Raw genomic sequence first — 13,143 nt, forward strand, 5'->3', positions numbered from 1 at the left:
TGAAATGCAGAAACTTCCCGTTATGTCGGGCCGTTAACGTGCGCCGAGGACGTCCAGCAGCTCGCCGATCATGGTCCCGGACGGCGGTTCCGCGGACGCCCGCCCGGCCCCCTCGGCCGACAGCGCCCAGTCCCACCACCGGTCCAGCTCCGCCCGGTCCAGCAGCGGCGCGCCGTCCTCCGGCGGGGCGGCGCCGTGCGGGACGGTCACGACCGCCGGCCACCCCCACGCCCGCGCCTGCGCGGCGACCTTCGCGCCGCCCGCCACGGGGTCCACGGCCAGCGCGGGCACGCCGTTCTTCAGCGCGAGGACGAGGCCGTGCAGCCGGGTCGTCACGACGAGGTCGAGCCGCCGGAACGCCGACTCCAGCTCCGCCGCCGTGGTGAACAGCCGCCAGTCGCGCGGGTCGAGCCGGGTGTCCAGGACCAGCCGGGCGCAGGACCGCTCCCCGAGCCACCCGGTCAGCTCGTCCTCGACGGCGCCGTGCCGCCGCCGGTCGCCGTACTCGCGCTGCCCCGGCGCCAGCACCACGCCGACCACGGGCACGGACCCGGTCGGCGGCAGCGCGGCCAGGTCCTGCCGCGGGCCCGCCGCGGGGGCGTCCCGGGCGAGGACGGCGTCGAACCCGGTGACCGCCGGGTCGTCCGGGTCGATCACCGACACGCCGACGGCGACGCGGCGGCACCGCGCGTACCGGCGGTGCAGGTCGCGGACCTGCTCGCCGTGCGCGGGCCCGCACACGAACACGACATCGGTGTAGTCGCCCGGGTCGGCCCCGTCGAGGTCGAGCCCGCCCGGGCGGAAGACGGGACTCCAGGCGAGGTCGCACTCCAGCCCCGCGCCGGTCAGCGCCCGCCGGACCGCCTCCATCGCCAGGACGTCGCCCGCGGTGGCCTCGCCGTGCAGGAAGCTCGGCCACCCGGTCACCAGGACCCGCGGCGGCACGGGCGCGCGGGCGGGCGGACGGGTGCGCGTCATGGGGCTCTCCAGTGCGGGTGACGCCGCGGTGACGGTTGAAAAACCTGCCGGTTTACCGAGTACGCCGCGCGGGCAGAGTCAGTGAGCGGCCCAGTCGCGACCTCGGAGCCACGTGCTCGGAGCCGTGAGCCTGGGCCGCACCACTCCTCCCTCCGGTTCCCGCGCTCCGGCCGACTATGCGGACGCTCAGACGGTGGCGCCGTCCACGTCCCGGGCACGGCCCTCGACGAGCCGCTTGAAGCGCTGCAGGTCCCCCTTCAGCCGGCGCGTGAGCGCGCCCGCCCGGTCACCCGTGCGCGCCGCGATCCGCTCCGGGTCGAACTCCAGCCGCACCGTGACCCGCGTGGTGGTCTCGTCCAGGCGGCGGAACGTCACGACGCCGGAGTGCAGCGGGCCGTCCGGCGACGTCCACGCGATGCGCTCCTCCGGGAGCCGCTCCACCACCGTCACGTCGAACTCCCGGACGACGCCGCCGCCGCGCGCCGCCCAGCGCGTCGTGACGTCGTCGATCCGGCGGACCTCCCGCACCCCCGCCATGAACCGCGGGAACGTCTCCGACCGCGTCCACTGCCCGTACGCGACGGCCACGGGGACGGTGACGTTGACCGACTCGGTGATCGTGCCCACGGCTCACCGCCCCCCTCCCCCGCCGCCCCGGTCCAGCGGCCCCCACGAGCCGCGCCGGTCCCGCTCCAGCACGTCCGCCGCCTGGTCGAGGACGCGCCGGTCGATCAGCGCGACCGGCTCCGGGTGCGCGACGAGCGGCTCGTTGTCGGGGCCCCGGCCCACCTCCTCGCCCTCCAGCACCCACGGCCGGGCGCCGTGCGCCCGCGCGTTCCGCAGGTGCGAGTAGTCGTGCAGGCGCCGGGCCACCCACAGCACGGTCGACCGGCCGCCCCACCACGGCTCCACGGCGAGCGGGTTCGCCGACAGGCCCGGCAGCCGCGCGCCGGACAGCCCGTCCACGCTGTGCGGCCGGTCACGATCGGCCTCCGGGTCGGGCGACCAGCGCACGTACAGCTCCGGCCGCGCCTCCAGCAGTTCCGCCAGCCGCTCCAGTTCCGTGACCACCTCAAGCGCCATGCACCCCCTCTTCCCCGCCGTTCCGCGTCGATTCGCGCCCCGCCCCGCGGAAGGCGGCATCCAGTGTGAGGCCGACTCTGCCGGGTAGAGGTGGCGGAGCACCGCATCCCCCCGCTGGCCGCACTCGTGCGCGAAGGAGAAATTTTGATCACGTCGGCGCCCCTCGACCGCCGCACCCGACGCCACCGTTCCGGCACCTCGGAGGAGCACTCCACGGACACCGAGCTCCCGAACCGGTCCCCCGCCCCCGAACGCCCCGCGGCCCCGCGCCCGCGGCGCGCCGCACCGCCTCCCGTCCCGGCGGCCGGAAAGACCGCCGCGACCGCCCCCGGCCCCGCCCGCCCGGCCGCGGATCCCGAACCGCCCGGACGGCCCGACGCGTCCCGCCGCGCGGACGACGGGCAGGCCGAGGCCCTGCTCGCCGAGATGAACCGGCTCGCCGATGACGACCCGCGCCGCGAGCGGCTGCGCGCCCGCCTCGTCGACCTGCACGCCGCGCTCGTCCGCGGGGTGGCGCGGCGGTACGCCAACCGCGGCGAGCCGATGGACGACCTGGTGCAGGTCGCCTACCTCGGCCTCGTCAAGGCCATCAACCGGTTCGACCCCGAGGTCGGCGACCGGTTCGTCACCTACGCCTACCCGGTGGTCACCGGCGAGGTGAAGCGGCACTTCCGGGACAAGACCTGGGGGCTGCGGGTGTCGCGCCGCCTCCAGGAGCTGCGCCCCGTGCTGCAGCGCACCGTCCAGGACTTCACCCGCGAGCACGGCCGCTCCCCCACGACCCGGGAGATCGCCGGGCTCATGGAGATCAGCGAGGAGGAGACCGTCGAGGTCCTGGTGGCCTGCGACGCCTACCGCCCGCTGTCCCTGGAGGCCCCGGCGGACGGCGGGCAGAGCGGCGACGGCGGCGGCACGGTCGGCGAGTACCTCGGCTCGGAGGACCCTGAGCTGGACGCCTTCATCGACGGGCACGCGCTGCGCCCGCTCATCGACCAGCTGCCCGAGCGGGAGCGGACGATCCTGCTGCTGCGGTTCTTCGGCAACAAGACCCAGACGCAGATCGCCGAGCACATCGGCCTGTCGCAGATGCACGTCTCGCGGCTGCTGCGCAGCACCCTGGACAAGCTCCGCGCCGGACTGCTCGCCGAGCAGTGAACGGCCCGGCGGGCGGTCCGGCGCGGCGCCCGCTCAGGTGCCCGCGGGCTCGGGCAGCGCGCAGCTCCCGCCGACCGCGACGTCGCCGCCCGGGGCCAGGCAGCGGGCGAGCGGGTAGGTCTGCTGCCCGTACGACGCGCCCGGCCGCACGGTGACCTCGCCGTTCCGGTCCACCTCGCACGGGTTGTTCAGGGTGCAGCGCTCGCCGTCCTCGTTCCCGGTGTTGTTGACGGCGACGACCGCGCCCGTCGACGCGTCGATCACCGGGGAGCCGGACGTGCCGCCGATCGTCCGGCAGGCGGAGGTGTAGCGGATCGAGTCCTCCCAGGTCCACTCGGCCTCGCGGAGCCGATGGACGGTCCCGTCGATCGAGCACGCGTAGATCTCGCGCCAGTACCCCGACACGACCCGGATCCCGGTGCCGTCCGGCGGCCGGTCCGTCGACAGCCGCAGGGCCGGGACGCCGTACCGCCGCTCGATCTCGGCGTAGGTGGCGTCCAGCCGGTACACGGCGACGTCGGTGCCGGTCATCGTCGCGTACTCGAGGTTGTCGGCGCGCAGCGTGCCGAGGTTCCCGCGGCCCGTCCGGTCGAGCAGCGTGAACGTCCGCGTGGACGGCCGGTCGACGATCACCTCGCCGGCCGCGGGCGTCCCGGTGCGCAGGCAGTGCCCGTTCGTCATCACCAGGGCGGGGTCGTCGTCGCGGGACCGCGGGCCGCGCACCAGCGAGCCCGAGCAGTTGTTCAGGGCCACGATGCCCGTGAAGTCGACCGCCGCGTGCCGGGCGTTCCCGGCCGGTCCCCCCGTCTCCGGCGCCGTCCCGGCCGCCGCGGCGGGCGGGACGGCGAGCAGGGCCGTGCAGACGAGGCCGATCGTGCCGAGACGTCCGAGCATGTAATTTCCCTCCGCAGTCGTTTCACTACAGTCCGTGACTTGATGTTAAATCGGCCGCGGCGTCTCGAAAAGGCTTGATCGCCGTTACGATCGCCCCATGGCGGGATCATCGGTGCGCTGGGGCATATTGGGTACGGGCGGGATCGCCGCGACGTTCACCGAGGACTTGGGGCTCCTCCCCGACCACGAGGTCGTCGCCGTCGGCTCGCGGTCGGCCGCGTCCGCCTCGGCGTTCGCCGAGCGGTACGGGATCCCGCGCGCGCACGCGTCCTACGCCGATCTCGCCGCCGACGACGGCGTCGACGTCGTGTACGTCGCCACCCCGCATCCCATGCACTTCGAGCCCGCGCGGCTGTGCATGGAGGCCGGGCGGGCCGTGCTGGTGGAGAAGCCCCTCACCACGGGCGCCGACGACGCCGAGAAGCTCGCGGCGATCGCCCGCGAGCACGGCGTGTTCGCCATGGAGGGCATGTGGACGCGGTTCAACCCGCTGGTCCGCCGCCTCCGCGAGCTCGTCGCGGACGGCGCGATCGGCGAGGTGACGTCCGTGTACGCGGACTTCTCCGTCGCGGCCGAGTTCGACGCCTCGCACCGGCAGTGGTCGCCCGAGCTCGGCGGCGGCGCGCTGCTCGACCTCGGCTGCTACCCCGTGTCGTTCACCTGGCCGCTGCTCGGCCCGCCCGCGACCGTCCAGGTCGCCGCGAGCCCCGCGCCCACCGGCGTGGACGCAAACACCGGGATCATGTTCGGCTACGAGTCCGGCGCGATCGCGCTGCTGCACTGCGGGCTCACCGGCTTCTCCCCGCACACCGCCACCGTCGTGGGCACGCGCGGCCGCGTCGACGTCGCGGCCCCGTTCTACCGGCCGTCCGCCATGACCCTGATGCGGGCCGGCACCGCGCCCGAGGAGATCACCGCGGACGTCCCCGGGCACGGGTTCACCTACGAGGCCGAGGAGGTCGCGCGCTGCCTGCGCGCGGGCCTCACCGAGTCGCCGCTGATGCCGCTGGACGAGACCGTCGCGATCCTGCGGACCCTCGACGAGATCGCCGCGCGGTTCACCGAGCGGTTCGCGGACCGGCCGGCGGGCGGCGCTCAGTCCACGTCGACCCAGCCGTAGGTGCGCTCCACGGCCTTCTTCCAGCCGGCGTAGCCCTCGGCGCGGCGCTCCTCGCTCCAGGTCGGCTCCCAGCGCTTGTCCTCGTTCCAGTTCCGGCGCAGCTCGTCGGTGGTGGACCAGAAGCCGGTGGCGAGGCCCGCCGCGTAGGCGGCGCCGAGCGCGGTCGTCTCGGCGACGACGGGACGGGAGACGGGGACGCCGAGGATGTCGGCCTGCATCTGCATGCACAGCTCGTTTGCGGTGACGCCGCCGTCGACCTTGAGGACGTCCAGGGAGACGCCGGAGTCGGCGTGCATGGCCTCGACGACGTCGCGGCTCTGGTAGCAGATGGACTCCAGGGTGGCGCGGGCGAGGTGCGCGTTGGTGTTGAACCGGGAGAGGCCGACGATGGCGCCGCGGGCGTCGGAACGCCAGTAGGGGGCGAACAGGCCGGAGAAGGCGGGCACGAAGTAGACACCGCCGTTGTCGTCGACCTGGCGGGCGAGGGCCTCGGACTGCGCGGCGCCCGAGATGATGCCGAGCTGGTCGCGCAGCCACTGCACCGCCGACCCCGTCACCGCGATCGACCCCTCCAGCGCGAACACCGGCTTGGCGTCCCCGAACTGGTAACAGACCGTCGTCAGCATCCCCGCCTCCGACCTGACCAGGTCCTCGCCGGTGTTGAGGAGCAGGAAGTTGCCGGTGCCGTAGGTGTTCTTGGCCTCGCCGGGCGCGAAGCACACCTGCCCGACGGTGGCCGCCTGCTGGTCGCCGAGGATGCCGGTGAGCGGCACCTCGCCGCCCAGCGAGGCCGCCCGCGTGACGCCGTAGGGCTCCGGCGAGGACGAGGGGCGGATCTCGGGCAGCATCGCCCTGGGCACGCCGAAGAAGGACAGGAGCTCCTCGTCCCAGTCGAGGGTCTCCAGGTCCATGAGCATGGTGCGGCTGGCGTTGGTGACGTCGGTGACGTGCACGCCGCCGTCCCGCCCGCCCGTCAGGTTCCACAGCACCCAGGTGTCCATGTTCCCGAAGACGGCCTCGCCCTTCTCGGCGGCCTCGCGGACCCCGTCGACGTTCTCCAGGATCCACTGGATCTTGCCGCCGGAGAAGTACGTCGCGGGCGGCAGCCCCGCACGGTGCCGGATGACGTCGCCGCGCCCGTCCCGCTCCAGGGCGGAGGCGATCCGGTCGGTGCGGGTGTCCTGCCACACGATCGCGTTGTGGTAGGGCCGTCCGGTGCGGCGGTTCCACACCAGGGTGGTCTCCCGCTGGTTGGTGATCCCGAACGCGGCCAGGTCGCCGTAGTCGAGGTGGGCCTTGTTCAGCGTCGTCTGGACGACCGCGCGGGTGCGCTCCCAGATCTCGGTGGGGTTGTGCTCGACCCAGCCGGCCCGGGGCAGGATCTGCTCGTGCTCGAGCTGGTGGCGGGCGACCTCGTTCCCGCCGTGGTCGAAGATCATGAAGCGGGTGCTGGTCGTCCCCTGGTCGAGCGCTCCGACGAAGTCGGCCATCGGTGCCTGCCTTTCTGCTGGAGGGCGGAGGCCCTCGCCACCTCGCGTCCGTCCACCTCGCGGTGCCGTGTCAGGTCGCGTCTTGCACGGGTCGCATCTTGCCCGGGTCGCGTCTCGCTCACTCCACGTCGTACTCGGGGCGGGGCTCGTCGCCGCCGGGCTCCTCGGCGGGGAGGTTGCGCCCGATGAGCAGGATGTAGAGCCCGGCGCCGATGATCCCGCCGATGAGCGGACCGGCGATCGGCACCCAGAAGTAGAGATCACCGTACTGATCTCGCCACGCCTCGCCGTAGCCGGTGAGGAACTGGGCGAGGCGCGGGCCGAAGTCGCGCGCCGGGTTGATCGCGTACCCGGCGTTGGTGCCCCACGCCATCCCGATCGCCACGACCACGAGCCCGATGATGAACGGCGTCATGTTCGCCAGCGGCGGCGAGTTGCGCAGGTCGGTGAGGGCCAGCACCAGGAAGAGCAGGATCGCGGTGCCGATGACCTGGTCGCGGAACCCGCCCCACATCCCGACGGGCAGCTCGCCGTTGCCGGGCATCGTGGAGAAGACGGCCTGCGACTTCTGCGTCAGGCCGGGGTCGAACGCGTGCAGGACCTCGGTGTAGTTCCAGCGGACGAGCAGCGCGGCGACGAACGCGCCGAGCGTCTGCGCGGCGATGAACGGCAGGACCTTCCGCCAGGGGAAGCCCTTGAAGACCGCGAGCGCGACCGTCACGGCCGGGTTGATGTGGCCGCCGCTGATCCGGGCCGAGACGTAGACGCCCAGGGTGACGGCGATCCCCCAGGCCCACGAGATGCTGTCGTGGTCGCCGATCCCGGCCGCCACGACCTGCGCGACGACCGCGAGGCCGAACAGGATGAGGATCAGTGTTCCGGCGAATTCCGCGGCCAGTTCCCGGGCCAGTTCGGGGACCTTCGGCCGTTTCGTCATCCGCGCCTCCTCGGAGTGTGACGTAGAACACAGCTGACGCGAACGTAAATAATCCTCACGGACATGGTCAACCGTCGCGGACGAACGATTTCGTCGCACCGGTTCGCCGAACCGGTTCCCCGCACCGATCCGCCGCACCGGCCGCCCGCGCCGCGAACGAAGATCGTCCGCGAGACGGGCATTCCCCGGCGCGCCGCCGCTACACCGGGCATGCGGCGGCGCGCACGTCCGGAAACGGAAATTCGTCGCCGGATATATCGACGCATCGTCCAATGTCCATCATGATCAGAACAGCCCGCCGATCCCGCACCCCCAGGGAGCCCCGATGCGCCGCACGCCTTGGACGTTCGCGCTCGCCCCCGCCGCCGTGACGGTCGCCCTCACGCTGACCGCCGCGCCGGCCGCCGCCGACCCGGCCCCGCCCGGTCCCGCGCCGTCCGCGCTCCACCCGTCCGGCCCGGTGCCGTCCTCGGCGGCCGCCGCACCGGCGCGCGGCTTCGACCCGCTGCTGCCGTCGTCCGACCCGGTGGAACTGCGCGAGGCGCACCGGCCGCTCTCGGTGACCTACGCCCACGACGGCGAGGAGCGCACGCTCGACGACTACCTGGCCCGCACGGGCACGCAGGGCTTCGTCGTCCTGGACGGGCGGGACGTCGTCTTCGAGCGGTACACGGCGGCGGACCGGGGCTCGCTGTTCCAGTCGTGGTCGGTCGCCAAGTCGTTCACCTCCGCGGCGGTCGGCATCGCGCTCGGCGAGGGCGCCATCGACTCGATCGACGATCCGGTCACGAAGTACCTGCCGGAGCTCGCGGGCTCCGGCTTCGCCGGCGTCTCCCTGCGCGACCTGCTGCGGATGTCGTCGGGCATCGACTGGGAGGAGGCGCAGGACGTCCCGTTCGTGCACGTCGCCGCCAGCCTCGGCTACCCGCTGCCCGAACTGGCGAAGCAGCAGAAGCGCGGCTGGGAGCCCGGCACGCGCTTCGAGTACACGAGCATGAACTCGTTCGTGCTGGCCTGGACGGTCGCCGAGGCGACGGGCGTCCCGTTCCACACCTACGTGCAGGAGAAGATCTGGGGCCCGGCGGGGATGGGGGCCAAGGCGTTCCTCGGCAACGACTCGAGCGGCAACAGCATGGGCTACTGCTGCGTCTACGCGACCGACCGCGACTTCGCCCGGTTCGGGCTGCTGTACCTGAACGGCGGCCGGGCGAACGGGCGGCAGGTCGTGCCCGCGTCCTGGGTGGAGCAGTCGACGAGCCCGTCCGCGTCCTTCAACCAGGGGTACGGGTTCCAGTGGTGGCTGGACGACGACGGCGACTTCTCCGCGAACGGCCTCGGCGGGCAGCGCATCTGGGTGTCGCCCGAGCACGGCGTCGTGATCGTGAAGTCGACGCTCTACACCCTGGCGGGCGAGGACGAGACGGAGGCGGCGTTCGAGGCCGTCGCCGCCGAGGTGGTCCGCACCCGCGCCGCCCGCGCCGCCGCACGCTGACCGGCGTCCTCGGGGCCGGCGCCGTCACTCCGGCGTGGTCTCCCCCGCGAGCCAGGGGTAGCGGGCGGTGTCGCCGCCCGCGTAGTCGGGATCGAGGTAGATGAAGACGCGCTGGATCTTCCAGTCGCGGATCTCGAAGACGTCGCACCAGCGTCCGGCGCCCCACTCGGGGACGCCCGCGCGCCAGGGGCCGTCGCGGTGCTCGCCGTGGCTGGTGCCCTCGCACACGAGCGTGTCCCCGCCGGAGAAGATCCAGTTGAACATGGCGTAGTGGTGCCGGATCGACGTGATGGTCCCGCCGACGTCGCCGAACAGCCGGGCGATCTCGTCCTTGCCGGTGGCGAGGCCCCACTTCGGGAAGTACACCTGCGCGTCGTCGTCGAACAGGTCGAGGATCGGCGAGCCGTCGGAGGTCACGCCGCCGTTGTCGAACCCCTTGAGGTACTCGAGCGCCACCGACTTGCGCTGCTCGTCCGTCATCGTGTGCCTGCCGACCGCCATGGTCCCCACCCGCCGGGTCGCCGGAACGCCGTCCGGGCGACGGTATCCCGAACCGCGGGAACAATCAGGATCTTCTGCAAGTTAGGCTTACCTAACGGGTTTGGCCGATGACAGCGGAGGATGCATGGCGACGGAACCGGTGCGCGGAAAGCCGGAGCTCAACCGGGGGCCCGAGCGCAGGAAGGCGAAGCTCCACCGGGGCACGGTGCTGCGCACCGAGCGGCTCACCCCGCACATGATCCGGGTCGTCCTCGGCGGCGGCGGGCTCGCGAACTTCGCCGCGGGCGAGTTCACCGACCATTACGTGAAGCTGCAGTTCCCGCGCCCGGGGGTCGCGTATCCGGAGCCGTTCGACATGGAACGGATCCGCGCCGAATTCCCCCGCGAGCAGTGGCCGATGACCCGCACCTACACGGTCCGGGAGTGGGACGCCGAGGCGGGCGAGCTGACGATCGACTTCGTCTACCACGGCGACCAGGGCGTCGCGGGGCCGTGGGCGGCGAACGCGAAGCCGGGCGACGAGCTGGCGTTCCTCGGGCCGGGCGGGGCGTACGCGCCGAGCGCGGACGCGGGCTGGCACCTGCTGGCCGGCGACGAGAGCGCGCTGCCGGCCATCGCGGCCTCGCTGGAGCGGCTGCCCGCCGGCGTCCCCGCCCGCGTGTTCGTCGAGGTCGCCGGGCCGGAGGAGCGGCAGGACCTCCCCGGCGACGTCGAGGTGACGTGGCTGTACCGGGGCGGCGAGAAGGTCGGCGACCTGCTGGTGGACGCGGTGCAGAAGCTCGACTGGCCGGACGGCGAGGTGCACGCGTTCGTCCACGGCGAGGCGAACTTCGTCAAGACGCTCCGGCGGTACCTGCGGGTCGACCGGCAGCTCCCGATGGACCGGCTGTCGATCTCGGGCTACTGGCGGCTGGGCCGCGACGAGGACGGCTGGCAGTCGTCCAAGCGCGAGTGGAACCGGCAGGTCGAGGAGGAAGAGGCCAAGGCGCTCTCCTGACGCCCGGCCCCGGTTCCGCGAGGCCCGGTTCGGAGATCTGCGCACGACGGCCCGTCACGCGCGCAAAGGCGTGTGACGGGCCGTCGTGTTCTTTCGCGAGCGGCCGTCAGGCCGTGATCTCCTCGGGGGCGCCGGTGCCGGGATCGTCGTCGGCGAAGCCGGGGAGCCACCGTTCGGCCTCGGCGCGGTAGGCGCCCTCGGCCTCGAGCTGGCACAGGACGCCGCCGCCCCCGGCGAGGGCGCGGCTGACGGCGAGGTACTGGGGCGGCAGCCGGAACTGGCGGGCGAGCGCGCCGGGCCGCATGTCGGAGGCCAGGCCGAGCCCGCGGGCCGTCTGCTCGCGCATCCACTCCCGGTTGTAGCGGAAGCGCTCCACGGCGAACGGGGCGGCGTGCGGGGCGACGAGGTCGGCGACCTCGTCGGGGTCGACCTCGGCGTCCTCGGCGAGCCAGCCCTCCTCCCAGAGGGCGTCGACGATAGCGTCGGGGTCGCCGAGGGTGCCGATGCGCAGCAGCCGTCCGATGGACCACTGCAGCTCGGCGGGGACGCGCGCGGCGCCGCCGAAGTCCATGACGCCGAGGCGGCCGTCGTCGAGCAGCCGGAAGTTGCCCGGGTGCGGGTCGATGTGGATCATCTCGCAGCGGGCGGGGCCCGACAGCAGGAAGCGGAACAGCAGCAGCCCGGCGCGGTCGCGGTCGTCCTGGTCGCCCTCGGCGATGACGCGCGCGAGCGGGGTGCCGTCCAGCCATTCGGTGACCAGCACGTTGCCCGACTGGGCGACGACGGCGGGGACCAGGAAGTCGGGGTCGCCGGCGTAGGCGTCGTGGAAGGCGGTCTGCGCGCGCGCCTCGTCGACGTAGTCGAGCTCCTTCTCCAGCAGCCGCTTCAGGTCGGCGATCAGGGGCTTGACCTCGACGCCGGGGAACAGCGGCGTGAACAGGCGGCTGAGCCGCGAAATCTGCGCGAAGTCGCTCATCACGGCCTGCGCGGCGCCCGGGTACTGCACCTTGACGGCGACGGTGCGGCCGTCGTGCCACACGGCCTTGTGGACCTGGCCGATGGACGCGGCGGCGGCGGGACGGTCGTCGAACTCGGCGAACTTCTCGCGCCAGCCGTCCCCGAGCCCCTCGGCTAGGACGCGGTGCGTGGTCGCGGCGGGCATCGGCGGCGCCGCCTCCTGCAGCCGGGTGAGGCTGGCGCGGAACGGTCCGGCGACCTCCTCGGGGAGCCCGGCCTCGAAGATCGACAGCAGCTGCCCGACCTTCATCGCGCCGCCCTTGAGCTCGCCGAGGACGGCGAACAGCTGCTCGGCGGTGCGGCGCTGCACCTCGAGGGCCACGGCCTCGGCGGGCCTGCCGAAGGTGCGCTTGCCGAACCCCACGGCGGTGCGCCCGGCGAAGCCGAGCGGCAGGGTGGCGAGCTTGGCGGTGCGCGTCACCGCGCGGCGGGGAATGTCGCTCACGGCCGGTCGTCCCTCGTTCGACGCTACGTCCAATGACAGCTTCTCACGGGCGTCGGACGCCATGGAACGGTCGTCCGCCCGCAAAGGTTCAGCGTCCGCGCGGGCCCGAAGATTCCCCGGGGCGCGACGGAACGTACCCGGCACGGGTGGATATGACATGACGCGCCCGATGGACTACCCAGTGTGATGGGGGGTAGTTGGCTGGTGTGAACGAGACGGATGCCGGACGCAAGGGCCGGTTGCTGATCATCGGTGGGGCCGAGAACCGGACGTGCGGGGCCGGGCCGCTCGAGACGTTCGCGGAGCTGGCGGGCGGCGAGGACGCGCGGATCGTGGTGATCACGACGGCGACGGAGGTCCCGGACGAGGTCGCCGAGGAGTACACGGCGGTGTTCGGGCGGCTCGGGGTGCCGTCGGTGCGGGAGCTGCGGCTGCTGGGCCGGCGGGCGGCGGACGATCCGGCGACGCTGCGGGCCCTCGAGACCGCGACCGGCGTGCTGTTCAGCGGCGGGGACCAGTCGCGGCTGCGGACGCTGGTGGGGTCGCGGACGAACGAGCTGCTCAAGCGGCGGCTCGAGCAGGAGGGCCTGGTCATCGCCGGGACGAGCGCGGGCGCGACCGCGATGGGGCACTGGATGATCCTCGGCGGCGGCGGCCACGAGGTCGCGGCGTCGAGCGTCAAGGTGGGTCCGGGCCTGTCGCTGCTGGACAACGTCCTGATCGACATGCACTTCAACGAGCGGGGCCGGCTGCCGCGGCTGCTGAGCGGGATAGCGCTGGAGACGCGGCTGCTGGGCGTCGGCATCGACGAGGACACCGCGATCTGCGTGGGCGACGGCCAGTTCACGGTGGTGGGGACGGGCGTGGTGACGGTCGTGGACGCGAGCCAGTGCACGGTCGCCTACGCCGCGTCCGACGACGAGCCGATGGCGATGCTCGACGTCTCGCTGCACCTCCTCCCGGCGGGGTGCACCTTCCAGATGAACGACAGGCTGCCGGCCATCGGCATGATGCGCGGCCCGAAGGGGGACTGA

13 protein-coding genes are annotated in these 13,143 nt (G+C 73.2%); 5 read left to right on the forward strand and 8 right to left on the reverse strand.

What is annotated here, in order from left to right; translation table 11 throughout:
* Positions 1 to 33: 33 nt before the first annotated feature.
* From AB0L25_RS31495 to AB0L25_RS31505, 3 genes are all read right to left on the reverse strand, one after another.
* Complete coding sequence (locus AB0L25_RS31495) at positions 34 to 978, reverse strand: polysaccharide pyruvyl transferase family protein (protein ID WP_500176375.1); 945 nt, start codon at positions 976 to 978, stop codon at positions 34 to 36.
* Between the two features lie 186 nt (positions 979 to 1,164).
* The gene (locus AB0L25_RS31500) at positions 1,165 to 1,605 is read right to left on the reverse strand and encodes an SRPBCC family protein (protein ID WP_500176376.1); all 441 of its coding nucleotides are present in this window, start codon (positions 1,603 to 1,605) and stop codon (positions 1,165 to 1,167) included.
* A 3-nt stretch (positions 1,606 to 1,608) separates the two neighbouring features.
* The gene (locus tag AB0L25_RS31505) at positions 1,609 to 2,061 is read right to left on the reverse strand and encodes a DUF6098 family protein (protein WP_500176377.1); all 453 of its coding nucleotides are present in this window, start codon (positions 2,059 to 2,061) and stop codon (positions 1,609 to 1,611) included.
* 144 nt (positions 2,062 to 2,205) lie between these two features.
* Between AB0L25_RS31505 and AB0L25_RS31510 the strand changes: the two genes are divergently transcribed.
* A complete protein-coding gene (locus tag AB0L25_RS31510; protein WP_500176378.1) occupies positions 2,206 to 3,216 on the forward strand; it encodes a SigB/SigF/SigG family RNA polymerase sigma factor in 1,011 nt (336 codons plus the stop codon).
* Between the two features lie 33 nt (positions 3,217 to 3,249).
* On the opposite strand, the gene AB0L25_RS31515 is transcribed toward AB0L25_RS31510, so the two are convergent.
* Entirely contained in the window at positions 3,250 to 4,110 is an 861-nt protein-coding gene (locus AB0L25_RS31515; RefSeq protein ID WP_500176379.1) for a S1 family peptidase, read from the reverse strand.
* Positions 4,111 to 4,207: 97 nt separating this feature from the next.
* On the opposite strand from AB0L25_RS31515, the gene AB0L25_RS31520 reads away from it, so the two are divergent.
* Positions 4,208 to 5,230, forward strand: a complete 1,023-nt coding sequence (locus tag AB0L25_RS31520) for a Gfo/Idh/MocA family oxidoreductase (RefSeq protein WP_500176380.1) — start codon at positions 4,208 to 4,210, stop codon at positions 5,228 to 5,230.
* Here AB0L25_RS31520 and glpK read toward each other — a convergent pair.
* On the reverse strand, positions 5,206 to 6,720 hold the full coding sequence (gene glpK, locus AB0L25_RS31525; RefSeq protein WP_500176381.1) for a glycerol kinase GlpK: 1,515 nt from the start codon (positions 6,718 to 6,720) through the stop codon (positions 5,206 to 5,208). The two genes, AB0L25_RS31520 and glpK, sit on opposite strands and share 25 nt — an antisense overlap.
* Before the next feature lie 118 nt (positions 6,721 to 6,838).
* On the reverse strand, positions 6,839 to 7,657 hold the full coding sequence (locus AB0L25_RS31530) for an MIP/aquaporin family protein (protein ID WP_500176382.1): 819 nt from the start codon (positions 7,655 to 7,657) through the stop codon (positions 6,839 to 6,841).
* Between the two features lie 325 nt (positions 7,658 to 7,982).
* Between AB0L25_RS31530 and AB0L25_RS31535 the strand changes: the two genes are divergently transcribed.
* Entirely contained in the window at positions 7,983 to 9,149 is a 1,167-nt protein-coding gene (locus tag AB0L25_RS31535) for a serine hydrolase domain-containing protein (RefSeq protein WP_500176383.1), read from the forward strand.
* A gap of 24 nt (positions 9,150 to 9,173) precedes the next feature.
* Here the strand turns inward: AB0L25_RS31535 and AB0L25_RS31540 are convergent, their stop codons facing one another.
* Positions 9,174 to 9,650 (reverse strand): nuclear transport factor 2 family protein, encoded by a 477-nt coding sequence (locus AB0L25_RS31540; RefSeq protein ID WP_500176384.1) that lies wholly within the window; start codon positions 9,648 to 9,650, stop codon positions 9,174 to 9,176.
* Between the two features lie 124 nt (positions 9,651 to 9,774).
* On the opposite strand from AB0L25_RS31540, the gene AB0L25_RS31545 reads away from it, so the two are divergent.
* The gene (locus tag AB0L25_RS31545) at positions 9,775 to 10,647 is read left to right on the forward strand and encodes a siderophore-interacting protein (protein WP_500176385.1); all 873 of its coding nucleotides are present in this window, start codon (positions 9,775 to 9,777) and stop codon (positions 10,645 to 10,647) included.
* Positions 10,648 to 10,753: 106 nt separating this feature from the next.
* Here the strand turns inward: AB0L25_RS31545 and AB0L25_RS31550 are convergent, their stop codons facing one another.
* Positions 10,754 to 12,109: an ABC1 kinase family protein gene (locus tag AB0L25_RS31550; RefSeq protein WP_500176386.1), complete on the reverse strand. Its 1,356-nt coding sequence runs from the start codon at positions 12,107 to 12,109 to the stop codon at positions 10,754 to 10,756.
* 206 nt (positions 12,110 to 12,315) lie between these two features.
* On the opposite strand from AB0L25_RS31550, the gene AB0L25_RS31555 reads away from it, so the two are divergent.
* Entirely contained in the window at positions 12,316 to 13,143 is an 828-nt protein-coding gene (locus AB0L25_RS31555; RefSeq protein ID WP_500176387.1) for a cyanophycinase, read from the forward strand.

Source organism: Spirillospora sp. NPDC052242, assembly GCF_040679555.1.
Lineage (GTDB): Bacteria > Actinomycetota > Actinomycetes > Streptosporangiales > Streptosporangiaceae > Spirillospora.

Coding starts and splice junctions, on each gene's coding strand:
- glpK (WP_500176381.1), bottom strand. CDS start 6,720: ATGGCCGACTTCGTCGGAGCGCTCGACCAGGGGACGACCAGCACCCGC.
- AB0L25_RS31495 (WP_500176375.1), bottom strand. CDS start 978: ATGACGCGCACCCGTCCGCCCGCCCGCGCGCCCGTGCCGCCGCGGGTC.
- AB0L25_RS31515 (WP_500176379.1), bottom strand. CDS start 4,110: ATGCTCGGACGTCTCGGCACGATCGGCCTCGTCTGCACGGCCCTGCTC.
- AB0L25_RS31545 (WP_500176385.1), top strand. CDS start 9,775: ATGGCGACGGAACCGGTGCGCGGAAAGCCGGAGCTCAACCGGGGGCCC.
- AB0L25_RS31505 (WP_500176377.1), bottom strand. CDS start 2,061: ATGGCGCTTGAGGTGGTCACGGAACTGGAGCGGCTGGCGGAACTGCTG.
- AB0L25_RS31530 (WP_500176382.1), bottom strand. CDS start 7,657: ATGACGAAACGGCCGAAGGTCCCCGAACTGGCCCGGGAACTGGCCGCG.
- AB0L25_RS31535 (WP_500176383.1), top strand. CDS start 7,983: ATGCGCCGCACGCCTTGGACGTTCGCGCTCGCCCCCGCCGCCGTGACG.
- AB0L25_RS31540 (WP_500176384.1), bottom strand. CDS start 9,650: ATGGCGGTCGGCAGGCACACGATGACGGACGAGCAGCGCAAGTCGGTG.
- AB0L25_RS31520 (WP_500176380.1), top strand. CDS start 4,208: ATGGCGGGATCATCGGTGCGCTGGGGCATATTGGGTACGGGCGGGATC.